Raw genomic sequence first — 15,614 nt, forward strand, 5'->3', positions numbered from 1 at the left:
AAGGGTCTGTTGGTGGACGACCGGCAGGTAGGGCGGCGCAGCGCGCGAATCTCCAGTCGTCCGCTGTACGGACAAGCGTCCGCTAGAGTTTGTGAGCCAGCCCCTGGCATGTCAAGCGCTTGACGGCCCTCAATGTGGGTGAGCATGCACGGGATGGCCCTTGGGGTGCACCCGCGCGCAAAACACAGGGCAGGACCGGGGCCTGTCGCCACCCGTCACCCAACCGCGAAGCGGACAGTCGTCCGTTGCACAGTAACCAGTGATTGTCTGGCTCCCCAGAGCATCCCGCCCCCGCGCCCTGAAACCGCAGCGCCGTCGGTAATACCTCTCAACCGGTGCGTCTACTACGACAGCTATCGTCGCCCGGTCTGCGCTCTCAGCATCAGCCCGCTGTTGGCACCCTGCTCGGCACTCCCCGGTTCCGCCCTCGGCGCTCACCGCCGGATCGTCGAACCATGGCCGTTTGCCCTCGCGGTTCTTCCTCTGCACGCATCTACCAGGACGCCGGCAGCGCGTCGGCGCAGCCCCCATCCCCTCATGAGCCGTGGGGGCACCGGGACAGGTCGAGCTGACGGGCAGGCCTTCCGGCCCGGATGTACCGTCGAGTTGATGGCTTTCCCTCGCGGCTGGAGCGGAGAAGGCGAGCGGTTACAGTCTTCGCAGCGTGGAGCCGCAGCAGCCCTTCAGGAGTAGCTGTGACTAATCATCCCCCCGTACCCCCCTTCACACGGGACTCCGCAATCCAAAAAGTCCGTGCGGCCGAGGACGGTTGGAATAGCCGCGACCCAGACAGAGTCTCCAAGGTCTACGCCTCTGATTCACGTTGGCGAAACCGCAGTGAATGGGTCACGGGACGTGAGGAGATCGTGGCTTTTCTTACTCGAAAGTGGTCACGAGAGCTCGAATACAGGCTGATAAAGGAGCTTTGGGCGTTCGACGGCAACCGGATAGCAGTTCGCTTCGCCTATGAATGTCACGATGCCGACGGAAATTGGTGGCGTTCGTTCGGCAACGAGAACTGGGAGTTCAATGAGGACGGCCTCATGGCCGTTCGGCACGCCAGCATCAACGATGTTCCTATCACCGAGTCCGAGCGCCAGTACCACTGGCCGCTCGGTCGACGACCTGACGACCACCCTGGCCTCAGCGACCTCGGATTCTGAGACCGTCAACTGCCTTCACGCGTGCTGGCGCTGCATAGGCCCTGCGGACCTGCACCCTATGCCTCTTTGTCATATTCACCCTCCGGGGTCTCCTGGTACCGCCCCACGTCTCACACTCTCACCAAGTCCAAAATCCTGGGACAGCTGGGTGTTTGTTACGTAGCTCGCGATGCCCGCCTTCTAAAGGATTTCCCGCAAATCCCGGGTGGATCAGTGCGCGGCGTCAGATGCGGTGTATGCAAGGCGGAGGGGCGTCCTCATACTGGGCGTGTTCGGGCGTTCCGACAACGCGGCAAGGTGCCGTAGCTGTCGTCGTGCGCGCCCGTCAGGGACTACGGGACAGCCCTTAGCTTGTCGTTTAACGTCCGGCGATCACTCGTCCGGGTGTCTCCGGGACGTGGGTGTGGCCTTCGCGTGATCCTGAACTCGGCCAAGAGGGACAGGACTTGATGCGAAGGCCGCAGTGGGTAAGTTTGATGGAGCAGGGCGGGCAGTACGCACCGTTCGCGGAACTGTCACGCTTCCGGGGTGTCTTCTACGTCCCTGACCCGACGGCGCGACGCGCTGTTCGAGCTGACAGACGCGGCGGTGTGCACCGACGGGCCGGTGAGGACCTCGGTGGACCTGGCGCTGGCGCCCGAGCACCGGCGGGGGCACGGTGCCTTGTACGGTGCGCTGAGCCGCGGCCGCGTGGACGCCGACCGGCCGCGGACCGCGCTGGCCGGCCTGCCGCTGCCGCGCGCCGCCGACGGCCGCCTGGTGCTCGCGGTCGACGTCTCCCCGTGGCTGCGCCCGGACGCGCAGACCTGCCTGGACCGCTCCTTCTGCCACACCTACGGCCGCGGCGACGCCAAGCACCAGATAATCCCCGGCTGGCCGTACTCGTTCGTCGTCGCTTCGGAGACTGGCCGCCCCTCCTGGATCGCCGTCCTGGACGCGGTGCGGCTGGGGCCCGGCACCGACCTGGCCGCCGTCACCGCCACCCAACTCCGCAACACCGTAGGCCGGTTGATCGCCACGGGGCGGTGGAGGCGGGCGATCCGGAGATCCTGGTGGTGATGGACGCCGGCTACGACGCTCCGCGGATCGCACACCTGCCGGCCGATCTGCCGGTGCAGGTGCTGGGTCGGCTTTGCTCGGACCGGGTGATGCGCCGTCCGGCGCCCAGCCGCGCGGTCCGGTCGAGCAATGCGCGCGCCGTTACGGAGAACGAGGTCACCTCGCTTTCATCGGCGCCAAGCGATATTCAACTCGCCGTTCCCGGCGAGCGAGACCTGGATCGATCGAGGCCACTTCCGGCCCGGCCCTTCCAAAGCACCCGTCCGTCCGGAGAGTCGGCAACTGTCCGAACTAACTGGCTTAACTGATCGTTTCAGAATGAAGTTTGGTGTGGGGCTTGGCAGTTGGGTGTTGTTTCGGCAGGATCTGGTGAGTGCCTGTTGATCTTGTGCCTGATGACTTGTGGGAACGTGTGGCGCCGCTGTTGCCGGCCCGTGCGCCTCGGCGGTATCGGTATCCCGGGCGGTTGCCGGCGGATGACCGTGCTGCTCTGCGGGGCATCGTCTATGTGCTGTGCAAGAGCGTGAGCTGGCGGGATGTCCCTGCGGAACAGGTCGGCTGCAGCGGGGTGACGGCCTGGCGGCGTCTGCGGGACTGGACCGAGGCCGGTGTCTGGCCCCGGCTGCACGAGGTGCTGCTGGCCGAACTGCGGGCTACCGGCTTGCTGGACATGGACGACGCCGCAATCGACGGCTCGCACGTCAGAGCCCTCAAAGGGGGGCTCACACCGGACCTTCGCCGGTCGACCGGGCCCGGCCCGGAAGCAAACACCACCTGATCGTCGACCGACACGGCACCCCGCTCGCCGTCTCTTTGACCAGCGGAAACCGCCACGACGTCACCCAGCTCATGCCACTGCTGGACGCCATACCCCACATCCGTGGCCTGCGCGGCCGGCCCCGCCACCGGCCTCGGCGGCTCTTCGCCGACCGCGGCTACGACTACGACAAGTACAGGCGTCTCGTCCGCGCTCGGGGGATCACACCCAAGATCGCCCGCCGCGGTGTCCCGCACGGCTCCGGCCTGGGCAAGACCCGATGGGTCGTCGAGCGCACCTTCGCCTGGCTCCACCAGTTCAAACGCCTCCGCACCCGCTACGAGATACGCGCCGACCTCCACCTCGGACTGCTCCAACTCGCCTGCAGCATCATCTGCTTGAGACGACTCCGAACCTCATTCTGAAACGATCAGTAAGTGTCATGCCTGTTCGAGCAGATACCCAGGCGGTTTCCACTGCTCCGCGGCGCGCCACGCACAGGTGGCCGCCGTGCCCGGATCGGTACTCCGCCGCGTAGGGAGGCTCACCATGTGGTTGGCAAAGGTTGACTCCTAAACGACTGTTACGTTATGTGCACCTTCTGGCCACTCATGGGTCAGTCGGCCAAGCGGTGATGGGTTCAAGGTGGATGGCCTGCAGAGAGGGTCAGTCGAAAGCATCGAGGGCGGTATCGGCGACCGCCATGAGCGACGCGCGGTCGGGGTTCATGGCACCCATGACCCTCAGCCCGTGCATCGTCATGATGAGGAACCGGGCCAGGTCCCGCGCATCGTGCTTGTCGGACAGCTGACCGTCCGCCTGCGCCTCAGCGATGACCTGATCCAGCGCGTCCTCCAGCAACTCCGTCGTCACCTGCACGTGGGAGGAGACCTGTGGGTCGTGCGCGATCCGGCCCACGGCAGCGCCGACGCTCAGGCATGCACGCCGGCTGCCGTCGAGCACGATCTCGTCGATTGCCGCGACCAGGACATAATGCAGCAGATCGCGGCCCGGGACTCCCTGGCGAAGGATTTCGACCAGCGGCATGGCGTAACACTCCCGGTATCGGTCCATGACCGCCAGATACAGGCCTTCCTTGCTGCCGAACGCCGAGTACAGCGACCCGCGGCCCACGCCGGTTGCATCGACCAGGTCCTGGATCGATGTGCCCTCGTAGCCGTTGTAGCCAAAGGCGTTCATCGCCGCCTCCACGGCCCTTTCGGTATCAAACTCCCTGATCCGTGCCATACCAGACAGCATACCAGAACGAACGGTACAGATTCTTTAGCACGGTCAGGCAGGTACCCCCCTCCACCTGCCATCAAGGAACCCGTCGACCATGGGTGCGGCCAACTCCGGCTTGGCTCCATCGGACTGGGGCGGGTTGTGCGCCACGCGAGGTCACACGACGTCATACCTGTGATGGAAAGCGTCGACGACGTTGCTGCCGCGCTCACGGGCAGGCGACACGGACCTGATGAGTGTGGGCGCTGCCGTAGACATCGCCCCGCCGCCCGCCGACCAGACTGAACCAACCGGACCCCGGCCTCCCCTTATCTGGAGCAAGCCGTGGCGCGGGTCAAGAATTGAGTTCTAGACCCGCGCACCACTGCTCAGCCGTCGGGGTAACTCACCTCGCAATAGCCTCAGTTGAGATTTCCTGCAAAGAACACTAGAAGGTGACCGCGGACCCTGGCGTCACCGAGCGCCTCACTTGCTGGTCGTGGACGTCGGGGGGGTCCAGTTCGCCAGCGGCTCCATCCGGAAGCGGGTCAGCACTACGGAGTCAATCAGCCACTTACCGTGGACCTTCTTGTAGGTCTCGTGGTACTGACCGTAGCCGTGGTGCCCCTGCGGAGCGTTCGGGCCTGCGGGGAAGCTCAGCATGTCCTCCATCGACCAGATGCCGGTCGCCGTATCCGGCCCCGTGATCTTGATCTCCGGCATGGCTCCACTGTGAGCGGTCGGTGCGGCACCGATGGCGTCACGAATTATGTCCGCGAACTCCTTCGGCGACTTGAACGCCTGCCCATCGGTCACGATCTTGGCGTTCGGGGTGAAGATCTTGACCAGCTGATCGTGCTTCTTCTCGTCCACGAAGCGGAAGTAGCGGGCCTTGAGTTGGTGAATGTCTTCGATGTCCTCCAGGCGCTGCACCCGGGCCGCGAGGGACTGAGAGGAGGCGCTCGCCGTCTGGTCGTGCGCACTCGCGGACGGAGAGGTGAAGGCCACTGCGCCCGCCCCGCCGCCGACCAGCAGCGCAGCCGCCGCAGCCGTTCCGGCGATCCGGGAGCGCCACGCAAATGCCTTCCGGGTTTCCTGCTTGTTCATGATGTGGTTCCTTTCGCCTCCGCACCGGTTCCGGGCGGCTGTGGACCACGCATCCTTCGAGGGGAGAAGAGCTGCGGACCGGACCTGCGCGGACGATCAGCGTTGTGTGGGTCCCGGCGCGACCTGCCACATCGCAGTCACTGTGCGGCGGCAGAGGGCCGAGCCGGTACGCGCAGGGCCAGAGCGGCGCCTGCGTCAGTACTCGACAGTGAACACTATGCCGAACGATCGGTCAATAATTCCTCTCGCGCCTTCAGAGCGCCGGAGAGAGGGTGCGCCACGGATGCGCACGGACGTGACCTGGCGGGACATCATGAACTGCTCCCGGGCGTCATTGGACACGGATCACCGCCTCGGTGTCGACGCGGGGCCTGACAGATGGCGAGGGTCACCACCTCCTGCTCGATGGGATGCGCGCCCCGGGGGCACACCCCGCTCCGAGCGGCCGGAGCCACAGCTCCGCGCCTGGCAGGAAATGTCGGCGTGCGAAACGACCACGGTTTCCGGCGATCGCCGCGACATGCCTCGATCGGAGCCTCAAACTATCTTTACCTACCGTTCATTCCAGAACATGTTAGGCTGCGACAGTCGAAGAAGCGCCATCCATGCAGGGGAACTTGCCCCGGTGACCAACGGCTGCAACCGCCGTCGAGGTCCACCGGCTGCTGGAGGCCGGCGGCGTCCATGGCCCGCCTCGTACTGGAGTTCTGAACCCCCCCACCTGTCTGCAAGGAACCACCTTTCCCATGCCTGCAACAACCACCCCTCATCCAAACCCCCGCCGATGGGCTGCGCTGCTGTTCATCTCCATCGCCCAGCTGATGGTGTTCCTGGACAGCGCAATCATGAACATCGCGCTGCCCTCCGCTCAGGACTCGCTTCACTTCTCCGACGGCGGCCGCCAATGGGTCATCACCGCCTACGGCCTGGCCTTCGGCGGCCTGCTCATCCTCGGCGGACGCTTGGGCGACCTACTCGGCCGCAAGCGGGCGTTCACCATCGGCCTGATCGGCTTCGCCCTGGCCTCCGCACTGGGCGGAGCCGCCAACAGCCTGGGCGTCCTGCTGGTCGCCCGAGCCGGGCAGGGCGTCTTCGGTGCACTGCTCGCTCCGGTCGCCCTCGCCCTTATCTCGCTGACCTTCACCGATGCCAAGGAGCGAGCCAAAGCCTTCGGCATCTACGGTGCCATCGCCACCGCTGGCGGCGTCCTGGGTCTGCTCCTGGGCGGGGTACTCACCGAGTACCTGGACTGGCGCTGGTCGATGCTGGTCAACATCCCGATCGCCGTCATCGGCATCATCGGCGCGATCACCGTGGTGCACGAAATCCCTACCGAGAACAAGCACACCCGCATCGACATACCCGGCGCAGTCCTCGCCACCCTCGGCCTGGTCGCCCTCGTCTTCGGCTTCTCCGAAGCCGAGAGTCGCGGCTGGGACTCCGGACTCACCGTGACTCTGCTCGTCGGAGCCGCAGTGCTGCTGCTGGTCTTCCTGATCGTGGAAGGAAAGATCAAGTCTCCGCTGCTCCCACTGCATGTACTCACTGAACGCAACCGGGCCGGCGCCTACCTCTCTGTGGGCCTCGCAGTGATGAGCATGTTCGGCATGTTCCTGTTCCTCAGCTACTACCTGCAGCTCGTCAAGGGATACTCCCCCGTCCTCACCGGCTTCGCGTTCGTGCCGCTGGGGGCCGCCCAGGCGTTCGGCTCCATGGTGATCGGCACCCGCCTGTCCGGCAGGGTGCGCCCCGGCCTGCTGATGAGCGGCGGCTACCTCGTCACCGCGATCGGCGTCCTCCTACTCGCACTGCTGCAGGCAGACAGCTCCTACGGCCTGCTGGCCGTTGCCGAGATCATCACCGGCCTCGGTATCGGCACCGCCTTCATGCCCGCCATGAGTCTGGGCACCCACGGAGTTGCCGCCGAGGACGCCGGGATCGCCTCCGCCATGGTCGGCACCTCGCAGCAGGTGGGCGGCTCGGTCGGCACCGCTCTGCTCAACACCATCGCCGCTGGCTCCACCACCGCCTACCTCGCCTCCCACGGACACGGCAAGGCCGACCCCAACGTCGCACTGGTGCATGGCTTCACCACGGCGTACTGGTGGGCCGTCGGCTTCCTGCTTCTGTCCGCGCTGTTCTCCCTCATTGCGGTCAACGCCCCGCGACCGGACCACAGTGCCTCGTCCGACGACAGGACAGGCACGGAAAAGCCCGTCCCCGTGCACTGACCGTTACGACATGCCCCCTGGCGAGCCCTCGGTGTCAACCGGCGGACCGGCAGGTGGTGGCGCACCGATACCAACACAACGCCGAACAAGTCTGGACCGCCTGCGCTCTGCATGCGGGCGGTCCCACGGACAAGATCGCCCCTGCGGACGGCTACTCGGAGCGGTATCGCCGCCTCGCCTGCGCGCGCCCCGAACAACGTCCGCGGTCGAAATGTTGATCGTCAGGAGAGAGGGTCAGCCGAGAGCATCGAGGGCGATCTCGGCGACCGCCATGAGCGACGCGCGGTCGGGGTTCATGGCACCCATGACCCTCAGCCCGTGCATCGTCACGACGAGATACCGGGCCAGATCCCGCGCATCACGCTTGCCGGACAGCTGACCGTCCGCCTGCGCCTCCGCGATGACCTGATAAAGCGCGTCCTCCAGCAACTCCGTCGTCGACTGCACGTGAGCGGCGACCTGCGGGTCGTGGGCGACCCGGCCCACGGCAGCGCCGACTATCAGGCAGGCTTGCCGACTGCCGTCCCTCACGACCTCGTCCACCGCCGCGACCAGGACCGCACGCAGCAGCTCACGGCCCGGGGCTCCGTCACGAAGGACCTCGACCAGCGGCAGGGCGTAATACTCGCGATAGCGGTCCATGGCCACCAGATAGAGGCCTTCCTTGCTACCGAAGGCCGCGTACAGGGAGCCGCGGCCCACGCCAGTTGCATCGACCAGGTCCTGGATCGATGTGCCGTCGTAGCCGTTACGGCGGAAGGCGTTCATCGCCGCCTCCACCGCCTTTTCGGTGTCGAACTCCCTGATCCGTGCCATAGCGGGGAGTATACGGCTACCAGAACGAACGGTACAGATTTTCCTCAGCGCGGCAGCTCACCCTGAGGTACTGCTGGCAGGCGCGTACACCCTAGGGCAAGCCTGCTCCGCCTTTCAGGCGCTGTGCCTCACGTCCTGCCTCTCGGTCGGCCCAAGGGCTGTCCCGCAACTGTTATCGGCGGGCTGGCGCGACGGGCTACGGCCGGACGCCAGATGGCCGTACTTCACGCCACTGGAAGTAGCGCTGCCCCGTGGTTGCGACCCGTGAACTTGATGCCGTGGGTGCGCCGCTCCGAAGAGCCAGCCGGAAGATCTGGGTACCCGACTCGGTCGAGAGCTCAAGGAAGTCGCCGGACTGAAGGTCTTCGGCGAGGACATCGATCGCCATGGCGGGGATGGTGCGACTTGATCACGATACCGATAGAGCTTCATTGCGGCGCCCTGTCCCATGCGCCAGGGCTTCGCGATCAGCCGCAAGCCGGTCGTCGCCGATGCTGCGCGCCTGGCAGGACACCCGGTCTACGGGTCGATGGCCTACTTCAAGCACCGTCGCCGGCCCGTCGCAGAGGTGATCGAAGAACTGGCAGTGCGTGCCCCGCCGCATCCCGCCTCTCCGCCTCTCGCTTCCCGAGCGAAGGACTGCACCACTCCGTAGAGGTGGTCTCGACTACTTCAGGAGTGGACCCCACACACGCGGGGGGACAACAGGCGGTGAACCGGTAGGGCCCACCATGCCGCGGCACCATCGCAGGGCGGCAGATGTGGCCACCGCGACACCGCTTATTTACCGACCGGTCGTTCCTGATAATGATAGGCTTCTGGAAGGGCGGGACCGGAGAAACCGACGGCGCCCTGTGGATCGCCGCACACATGCCGATCCGACCGCTCGCACCTCATCACATAACTCCCGGCAAGTCAGGACCTCTGGCCATGCCGGCAAGGAACGGAGCACACATGTCCAACCGCCTGCAGTCCAAGGTCATCATCGTCACCGGAGGCACCTCCGGCATGGGCTCGGCATTCGCGAGGCGAGCCGCGTCCGAGGGCGCGACCGTGCTCATCGGGGCACGCGACAAGGAGCGCGGCGAGGCGACCGTGGCGGAGATCGCCCGGGAGGGCGGGAAAGCCCTCTTCGTCCCGACGGACGTGACCGTCGAGGAGGAGATCGCCCACCTGGTCGACGTCGCGGTCAAGGAGTTCGGCGGCCTGCACGGCGCCTTCAACAACGCCGGCGGCGGCAACATCCAGGGGACGATCCGGAACACCGAGGCTTCCTTTTGGGACCGCGTCATCGCCCTCAACCTGACCAGCGTCTTCTACAGCCTCAAGCACGAAATTCCGGCGATCGTGGCCAGCGGCGGCGGCTCCATCGTCAACAACGCCTCCGTGGTCGGCGTTGCGGGCGACCCGACCGCCGTCGCCTACGCAGCCGCCAAGCACGGCGTCGTAGGCCTCACCCGCTCCGCGGCGCTCGACGCAGCCAAGGAAGGCGTGCGCGTCAACGCCCTGGTGACGGGCCTGGTGAACACCCCACTCTGGCAAGGCTTCTCTGCAGGCAACCCGGAAGCCGCAAGCAGCCTCCTCAACCAGCAGCCGACCGGCCGGGCCGCCGACGAGGCGGAGATCGCCGCATTCACCACCTTCCTGCTCAGCGACGAGAGCCCGTTCATCACCGGCGCGGCTCTCGCGATCGACGGCGCCCTGACCGCCGGCTACTGAGCCTCCGCAAGCCCGGCCGTCCCGCTCCTTGTCCCCGCGCCAGGCGATCACCACGCGGCCCTGTCGGCCGGCGTCACACGCGCCCGGTCGCGCCGCTCCGATCAGCCGCGGCGTCCGCCGAACACGGGACACCTGGCAGGCCGAGACGGCCCCGCCAACGGCGGCGACGCCCCACTCCAACATTCCTAGGCGTCGCTGCCACCGTGCACACGGTATCGACGACGTGGCGCATGTCCTCGTGCAGAGGACCCGCCTGCGCCTGCTCACCGATATGAGCTTGCCGCCCCCGGCACCAACCATGAGGAGGGTCATGTCCGCCACCGAGCCCCAAGGGCCCCGTATCCGGCTCCGCCGTGTCCACATCCCGGGCACGGTGGCCGTTCCCGCCCCCTGTCAGGTCCTGCGGAACATACAGCCGGGCGCCGCCCGGTCAGGGCGTCCCCTGCTTGGCACCAACGATCGCTGAACTCACTCCCGCGCACCCGCGGCAGTCCCCGTACCTAAAAGCATCAAGGTCGCCCGCGCGGCGTCCGGAAAGAGACGAAGAGGCGAATGAAGACTGTAGGAGTTTTCCACTACGGCGAGCCCGAAGCCCTCGAGGTCGTCGATCTCCCCATCCCTGTGGTCGGACCCGGGCAGATCCGGGTGCGCGTGCACGCGGCGGCGGTGAACCCCGCGGATATCCTGCTGCGCAGGGGGTACACCGACCAGTTCCTCGCGGGTCGCCTGACCCTGCCGTACCGGCCCGGCATGGACGCGGCGGGTGTGGTGGACGAAATCGGCCCGGACGTGGTCACCGACCTGCAGGTCGGTGACCACGTGATGGCGGTGGTCATACCCATTGACCCCTCCGGTGGCGCCTACGCGGAGTACATCGTCCTCGACGCCCGGCAGGTCGTCAGGGCCCCAGCCGGAACCACGCACGCTGAGGCCGCCACGCTTCCGATGAACGGGTTGACCGCCCGCCGGGCCCTCGACGTACTGGGTCTGGCCCCCGGCGACTGGATCGCCGTGACCGGCGCTGCAGGCGCTGTGGGAGGGTACGCCGTGCAGTTGGCCAAGGCGGACGGCCTGCGCGTCGTGGCGGACGCGGCTCCGGCCGACGAGGAACTGGTGCGTTCGCTGGGCGCCGATCGGATCGTCGGCCGGGGGCCGGGCATCGCGGAGCGCATCCGCGAGGTCGTTCCCGGCGGCGTGGAGGCCGTCGTGGACGCCGCGGTCATGGGCCCTGAGACGCTCCCCGCCGTTCGGCCCGGCGGCCAGATCGCCCTGGTGCGCAGCGAGGGAGAACCCGGCACCTCTCCCCTGGGCGAACAGAAGTACGCCACAGTCCGGAATGTCTTCGTGCCTGAGTATCGCTACGCCAGCGACAAACTCGATGCCCTGCGCGTGCTCGCGGAGGAGGGCCGGATCTCGCTGCGGGTCGCGGAGGAGTTCCCGGCCGACCAGGCAGCCGAGGCACATCGTCGTTTCGAAGCAGGCGGCGTGCGCGGCAGGCTCGTCCTCAACTTCTGAGCGCTGGGGGCCGTCCGAGCGACAGTGCTGTCGAGTTCGTGCCGCCCCTGCCGTTCGACACGGAATCTGCCGCGCCGTCGAGTGCCATCGAGTCCGTCAACGCCCGCATACGCAAGGCTCCCCAGGCCTGCGGGCACTTCCCGAACGAGTGCGAGGGACGCCCGCCGTACAGGTCTTGGCATCGCCCTCGGCGGCCGCTGACACACACGCGTTACAGCGTTGGCTGAGCAGACCCATTAGGCCGCTCGTGGGGCTGACGACAAGCTGCCCCAACGGCCAGCTCCGAGATTCAGGCAGCTGAGGCAGGGCGGAAATTGGTTGCTCCTGTATGAACGCGCCCCGGTCCCGGCGGGCAGCGTCAGCGCGATGTGTCCGGGGCCACCGCCGGTCGGACGGGGTTGCGTGCCACCGAAACGGTCAGAGCTCCCATGCCGCCGAACACGCAGGCACTCCTCTGCACGAGGACATAGAGGATAGTCACTGTCCGCCAATCGGACTTCGAGGTATCCGTGCCCACGGGCACGGAGTTGACTGAAGCGGACCGAGAGGCCACTGACGTCCGAACGCCTCTCAACCGCGGAGAACCGCCCCGATTCCGGGCGACGTCGTAGCCCAGACCACGCTCACACAACCCCCAGAGATCGGTCCCGGCCCCCAAATACTGGCCACGATACGGCCATCAGGACCGATTCGCATGATCGTGTTCGAGCTCTAATGGCCGATACTGCGCCGTGAACTCCCCCTGCCCAGAGGGCGGTTCAAAGATAACGCCTGGGTGTCCTCGCCTAAAACGTGTTACATAAGGGTGCGGGTAGGCGGATTGAGCTGCGGTTCAGGGCCCCTTGCTGGTCATGACTCGAGGGCGAGGTTGTGCATGCGGGCGACGGCCTGGACAGCGTGGTGGAAACTGTCGCCGCGCTGCCGGCAGTCGCGGAGAAGCTTGTAGTTCTTCAAGCGGGCGAAAGCGTGCTCGACGCGGGCGCGGACCTTGCGGTGCTCGGCGTTGCCCGCTTCCTCGCCCGCGAGGAGGGGACGTCCTGGGCGTTTGCGGTGCAAGACGACGAGCCCGGTATTGATGTAGGCACCGTCGCCCAGCACGGTCACGTCCCGGCAGTGCTCGGCCAGGCCGGATTCTCTCCACACACGGGCGTCTGCCCGGTTGCCGGGCGCGGGCCGAGCAGTGGCGATGACCAGCTTTTCCGTGACCGGCAGGTCGACGCCTCCAGCCGCAACCGACGGTTCTCGGCGAATGTGCAGGTCGTCATCGACGCCGCTACGAGGTGTAGGCGGACCAGCAGTTGAACGGCTCCTGCTTGTTGCCGTTCGGCGTGGTGAAGGGGAGCAGTGCCTCGGGTCGTTGCCGACGGCCTTGGCGTCCGCGGCGGTGACCGGCGGGGTGGGGGTCCAGTTCTGGAGGCAAGCGTCGTCGCACGCGGTCTTCATCGGCCACGGCTCGTCCTTGGTGAACAGGTACAGCGTTCGGCCGTTCTTGTACTGCAGGATCTTCCCCAGCTTCGGGCGGTCGAGCACCCCGAGGGCCTGGCGCTTCACGCCGGCCTTCCAGCGGTCGGGCGCGGAGGCGCACCAGGCGTCGTTGACACCCTGACCCTTGACGTCCCCGGGCTTGGTGTCCTTGGCGAAGTAGTACAGCGGCTTGCCCGCGAGCGTGAGCTGCGCGGTGCCGTCGGCTCGGGTGATGGAGCCCAGCAGCTCCTGGTTGAGGCCCGGCCCTTCGCGGCCTCGGCGTCAGCCGCCGGAACCGGCGGCCACTGCGTCGCACACTCGCCATCGCAGCTCGAAACGCCCGGCTTGGTGTCCTTGGCGAAAACGTCGACGCTCATGCCCTTGCCGTCGACCACGACCTCCTCGAGCGTGGGGTCGGTACGCACCGTCAGCGCGCCAACCGACTTCGTCACCGCCGGGGCCGACGGGGCGCCGGATACCGCATTCGCCTGCGCGGAGGCGGGTACCCGCCCCTCCGCCGAATCGTTCCCGCAGGCCGTCACGGCGGTCAGTGCCAGCAGTGCGGCACCCGCCGCGAGCAGGGCGTTGACGCGGCGCTCACACGTGCCGCCCAGGCGAGGGAAATCGCTGAGCCTTCTCCTGGAACACCACCGTGCGGTGGTAGAGGTCTTGCAGGTCGCGCAAGAGACCGGCCGGGCCTGCCCGCACCGTGGTAGCACTTGCGCGTGGAGGCGTTCGGACACGGGTTCGCTCGATCCTCAGATCGCAAACAGACTCGCCCCAGCGCCTCGGCGTCTCAGCGCAGTGATCGCAGAATCGATCGGTGGTCCAAGAGGCTTCCCCGCGAAGGTGGGCACGCAGTCATGGATCACGCGGTGAGCGTGAGTTTAGGGGTGTGGTGTGGTGTGGTGTCGGTGTCGTATTCGTCGGGGCTGAGATGGCCGTTGGCGGAGTGCCGGCGGCGGGTGTTGTCGCGGGTCAGCCAGGCGAAGACGGTCCTGCGACGGACCGGACGGCTGAGGCCGGCAGGTCCCTTTTCCGGCTCCAGGCGTCCCGTTGTCGGACGGGTCTGGAGCCGGAGACGGAAGAACTGTTGAGTAAGGGACTCAGACCATGAGGCTGACTCGCTCATCGACCCCGAGAAGGGACTTTCCGTAGACCTCCAGGCCGACCGCCGGTACCAGGCCCGCATGGCGCGCCGCTGTGCTGGCATCCCGCCAGATTCGCTGCAGGGGGTTGGCCTCGGCGAACGCGGACGCGCCATGGGCGTCAAGCAACGTGGAGATCGCTGAGAGCACCTTCTGCGCCGCGTAGCCAGCCTGCGCCCTGACTCGGGTGCGCGCGGCGTAGTCGAGGGGGCCCGTCGATGCAGCGTCGTCCACCGCGTCCACGGCCGCATAGATGTGCAGGCGGGCCGTTTCCAGTTGCATGGCGGCTTTTGCCACCTGCACCTGAATCCCCACCGAGTCCGCTTGCCGTGCGTGGGTCGTGAAGGACAGAGGCTTGGAAGTTGCCTGTTCCACTACGGTGTCCAACGCCGCTTTACCCAGTCCCAGTAGCGGGCCTGCCAGGCAGAGAGTCAGCATCGACCCGAAGGCGGAGGCATAGAGGGGTCCGTCGTCAGCCGTGCGCGGATAGGAGCCCTCAGCCGCGGCCGGGACCGAAAGGACTCGGTGTGCGGGCACGAAAACGTCCTGCGCTATGAGGGTGTTGCTGGCCGTTGCCCTCATGCCTGCGGTTCGCCAGGTGTCCTCGATGGACAGATCTGAGGCGGGGATCAGAACGAGCGCCTGGTCCACGACGGAACCGGTTTCGTCCCTCATCAGTGTGCCGACCGCCGCCCACGTCGCATGCGGAGCAGCCGAGTTGTACGACCACCTGCCCGATACACGCCAGCCGCCCTCGACCTGTTCGGCGAACCCTGTGGGCGCGGCCACACCGGTCACACGTGCATCTGGATCGGCTCCGAACACCTCTTCCTGAGCCGCATCCGGGAACAGGGACGCCAGCCAGTTGGTCACGGCGACGATCATCCCGACCCATGCGGTCGAGCCATCTCCCTGGGCCAACGTTTCCGAAACTTCCGTGAGCGTCCTCAGATCGGTCTGGTGACCACCGAATCTTTCGGGAGTCAGCAGTCGAAAGACGCCTGCCTCGGCAAGGGCATGGACAACTTCGGTAGGCAGGACGCGTGCTTCCTCACCACGGGTCGCCTGACTGCGCAGCAACGGCTGCAGTGCGGCTGCCTGGGCAACGAGCTTCGCCCTTCGTTCCTCTACGGACGGCGCGCTCACGCTGTCGACGGGATGTACCACGTCTTCCTCTTCTTTCATGGTGTCGCCGCGCCCGCCCCGTGTTGCCGGTAGCAGGGTGGGGCATGGTAGGCACGGCATGATGATGTGCGGGTGGGACCTGGAGATCCGTTCGGGGATTTGCCGTCTGTGCCGAGGCGCTGCCGGATCGAGCCACGCAGGTCTTGCACCAACGACGCCGCGGAGACTGCCGCTGTCATTCGGCCGGAAGGCGGCTAGGTGGACCACATTGTCCATATTGCCCGCC

General features: G+C 66.8%; 10 protein-coding genes and 4 pseudogenes. 6 read left to right on the forward strand and 8 right to left on the reverse strand.

All coding sequences use genetic code 11. The features are described 5' to 3' along the window. The first annotated feature begins 695 nt into the window (after positions 1–695). The 3 genes and pseudogenes from OG963_RS01195 to OG963_RS01205 all read left to right on the forward strand — a co-directional run bounded on the left by OG963_RS01195 (position 696) and on the right by OG963_RS01205 (position 3,404). On the forward strand, positions 696–1,163 hold the full coding sequence (locus OG963_RS01195; RefSeq protein WP_319741026.1) for a nuclear transport factor 2 family protein: 468 nt from the start codon (positions 696–698) through the stop codon (positions 1,161–1,163). Between the two features lie 588 nt (positions 1,164–1,751). Further along, positions 1,752–2,530, forward strand: a pseudogene (locus tag OG963_RS01200) (transposase). Between the two features lie 65 nt (positions 2,531–2,595). Beyond that, a protein-coding gene (locus tag OG963_RS01205; RefSeq protein ID WP_371798178.1) for an IS5 family transposase occupies positions 2,596–3,404 on the forward strand; the annotation gives its coding sequence in 2 pieces (ribosomal slippage) (positions 2,596–2,935 and positions 2,935–3,404; 810 coding nt in all). Positions 3,405–3,645: 241 nt separating this feature from the next. Here OG963_RS01205 and OG963_RS01210 read toward each other — a convergent pair. Continuing rightward, positions 3,646–4,227 carry a TetR/AcrR family transcriptional regulator gene (locus OG963_RS01210; protein ID WP_319741025.1) on the reverse strand — a complete coding sequence of 194 codons (582 nt, stop codon included), beginning with the start codon at positions 4,225–4,227 and terminating at the stop codon, positions 3,646–3,648. 462 nt (positions 4,228–4,689) lie between these two features. Next, complete coding sequence (locus OG963_RS01215) at positions 4,690–5,310, reverse strand: nuclear transport factor 2 family protein (protein ID WP_319741024.1); 621 nt, start codon at positions 5,308–5,310, stop codon at positions 4,690–4,692. Positions 5,311–6,056: 746 nt separating this feature from the next. Between OG963_RS01215 and OG963_RS01220 the strand changes: the two genes are divergently transcribed. Continuing rightward, positions 6,057–7,541 carry an MFS transporter gene (locus tag OG963_RS01220; RefSeq protein WP_319741023.1) on the forward strand — a complete coding sequence of 495 codons (1,485 nt, stop codon included), beginning with the start codon at positions 6,057–6,059 and terminating at the stop codon, positions 7,539–7,541. A 234-nt stretch (positions 7,542–7,775) separates the two neighbouring features. On the opposite strand, the gene OG963_RS01225 is transcribed toward OG963_RS01220, so the two are convergent. Together OG963_RS01225 and OG963_RS01230 are read right to left on the reverse strand one after the other, a co-directional pair. Continuing rightward, positions 7,776–8,357 carry a TetR/AcrR family transcriptional regulator gene (locus OG963_RS01225; protein WP_319741022.1) on the reverse strand — a complete coding sequence of 194 codons (582 nt, stop codon included), beginning with the start codon at positions 8,355–8,357 and terminating at the stop codon, positions 7,776–7,778. A 196-nt stretch (positions 8,358–8,553) separates the two neighbouring features. Next, a complete protein-coding gene (locus OG963_RS01230; RefSeq protein ID WP_319741021.1) occupies positions 8,554–8,745 on the reverse strand; it encodes a hypothetical protein in 192 nt (63 codons plus the stop codon). 566 nt (positions 8,746–9,311) lie between these two features. Between OG963_RS01230 and OG963_RS01235 the strand changes: the two genes are divergently transcribed. Continuing rightward, positions 9,312–10,076 (forward strand): SDR family oxidoreductase, encoded by a 765-nt coding sequence (locus OG963_RS01235; protein ID WP_319741020.1) that lies wholly within the window; start codon positions 9,312–9,314, stop codon positions 10,074–10,076. Positions 10,077–10,628: 552 nt separating this feature from the next. Next, on the forward strand, positions 10,629–11,591 hold the full coding sequence (locus OG963_RS01240; protein WP_319741019.1) for an NADP-dependent oxidoreductase: 963 nt from the start codon (positions 10,629–10,631) through the stop codon (positions 11,589–11,591). A gap of 849 nt (positions 11,592–12,440) precedes the next feature. On the opposite strand, the pseudogene OG963_RS01245 reads toward OG963_RS01240, so the two are convergent. The 4 genes and pseudogenes from OG963_RS01245 to OG963_RS01260 form a co-directional block, all read right to left on the reverse strand. Then, a pseudogene (locus tag OG963_RS01245) lies at positions 12,441–13,097 on the reverse strand (transposase family protein); the annotation flags it as partial. An 87-nt stretch (positions 13,098–13,184) separates the two neighbouring features. Then, positions 13,185–13,301, reverse strand: a pseudogene (locus OG963_RS01250) (hypothetical protein); the annotation flags it as partial. Between the two features lie 59 nt (positions 13,302–13,360). Beyond that, a pseudogene (locus tag OG963_RS01255) lies at positions 13,361–13,798 on the reverse strand (hypothetical protein); the annotation flags it as partial. A gap of 363 nt (positions 13,799–14,161) precedes the next feature. After that, entirely contained in the window at positions 14,162–15,388 is a 1,227-nt protein-coding gene (locus tag OG963_RS01260) for an acyl-CoA dehydrogenase family protein (RefSeq protein WP_319741017.1), read from the reverse strand. Positions 15,389–15,614 lie beyond the last annotated feature (226 nt).

The organism is Streptomyces sp. NBC_01707, assembly GCF_041438805.1.
In the GTDB taxonomy this organism is placed as follows: domain Bacteria; phylum Actinomycetota; class Actinomycetes; order Streptomycetales; family Streptomycetaceae; genus Streptomyces.

Coding starts and splice junctions, on each gene's coding strand:
- OG963_RS01215 (WP_319741024.1), bottom strand. CDS start 5,310: ATGAACAAGCAGGAAACCCGGAAGGCATTTGCGTGGCGCTCCCGGATC.
- OG963_RS01240 (WP_319741019.1), top strand. CDS start 10,629: ATGAAGACTGTAGGAGTTTTCCACTACGGCGAGCCCGAAGCCCTCGAG.
- OG963_RS01260 (WP_319741017.1), bottom strand. CDS start 15,388: ATGAAAGAAGAGGAAGACGTGGTACATCCCGTCGACAGCGTGAGCGCG.
- OG963_RS01230 (WP_319741021.1), bottom strand. CDS start 8,745: ATGGCGATCGATGTCCTCGCCGAAGACCTTCAGTCCGGCGACTTCCTT.
- OG963_RS01220 (WP_319741023.1), top strand. CDS start 6,057: ATGCCTGCAACAACCACCCCTCATCCAAACCCCCGCCGATGGGCTGCG.
- OG963_RS01235 (WP_319741020.1), top strand. CDS start 9,312: ATGTCCAACCGCCTGCAGTCCAAGGTCATCATCGTCACCGGAGGCACC.
- OG963_RS01225 (WP_319741022.1), bottom strand. CDS start 8,357: ATGGCACGGATCAGGGAGTTCGACACCGAAAAGGCGGTGGAGGCGGCG.
- OG963_RS01210 (WP_319741025.1), bottom strand. CDS start 4,227: ATGGCACGGATCAGGGAGTTTGATACCGAAAGGGCCGTGGAGGCGGCG.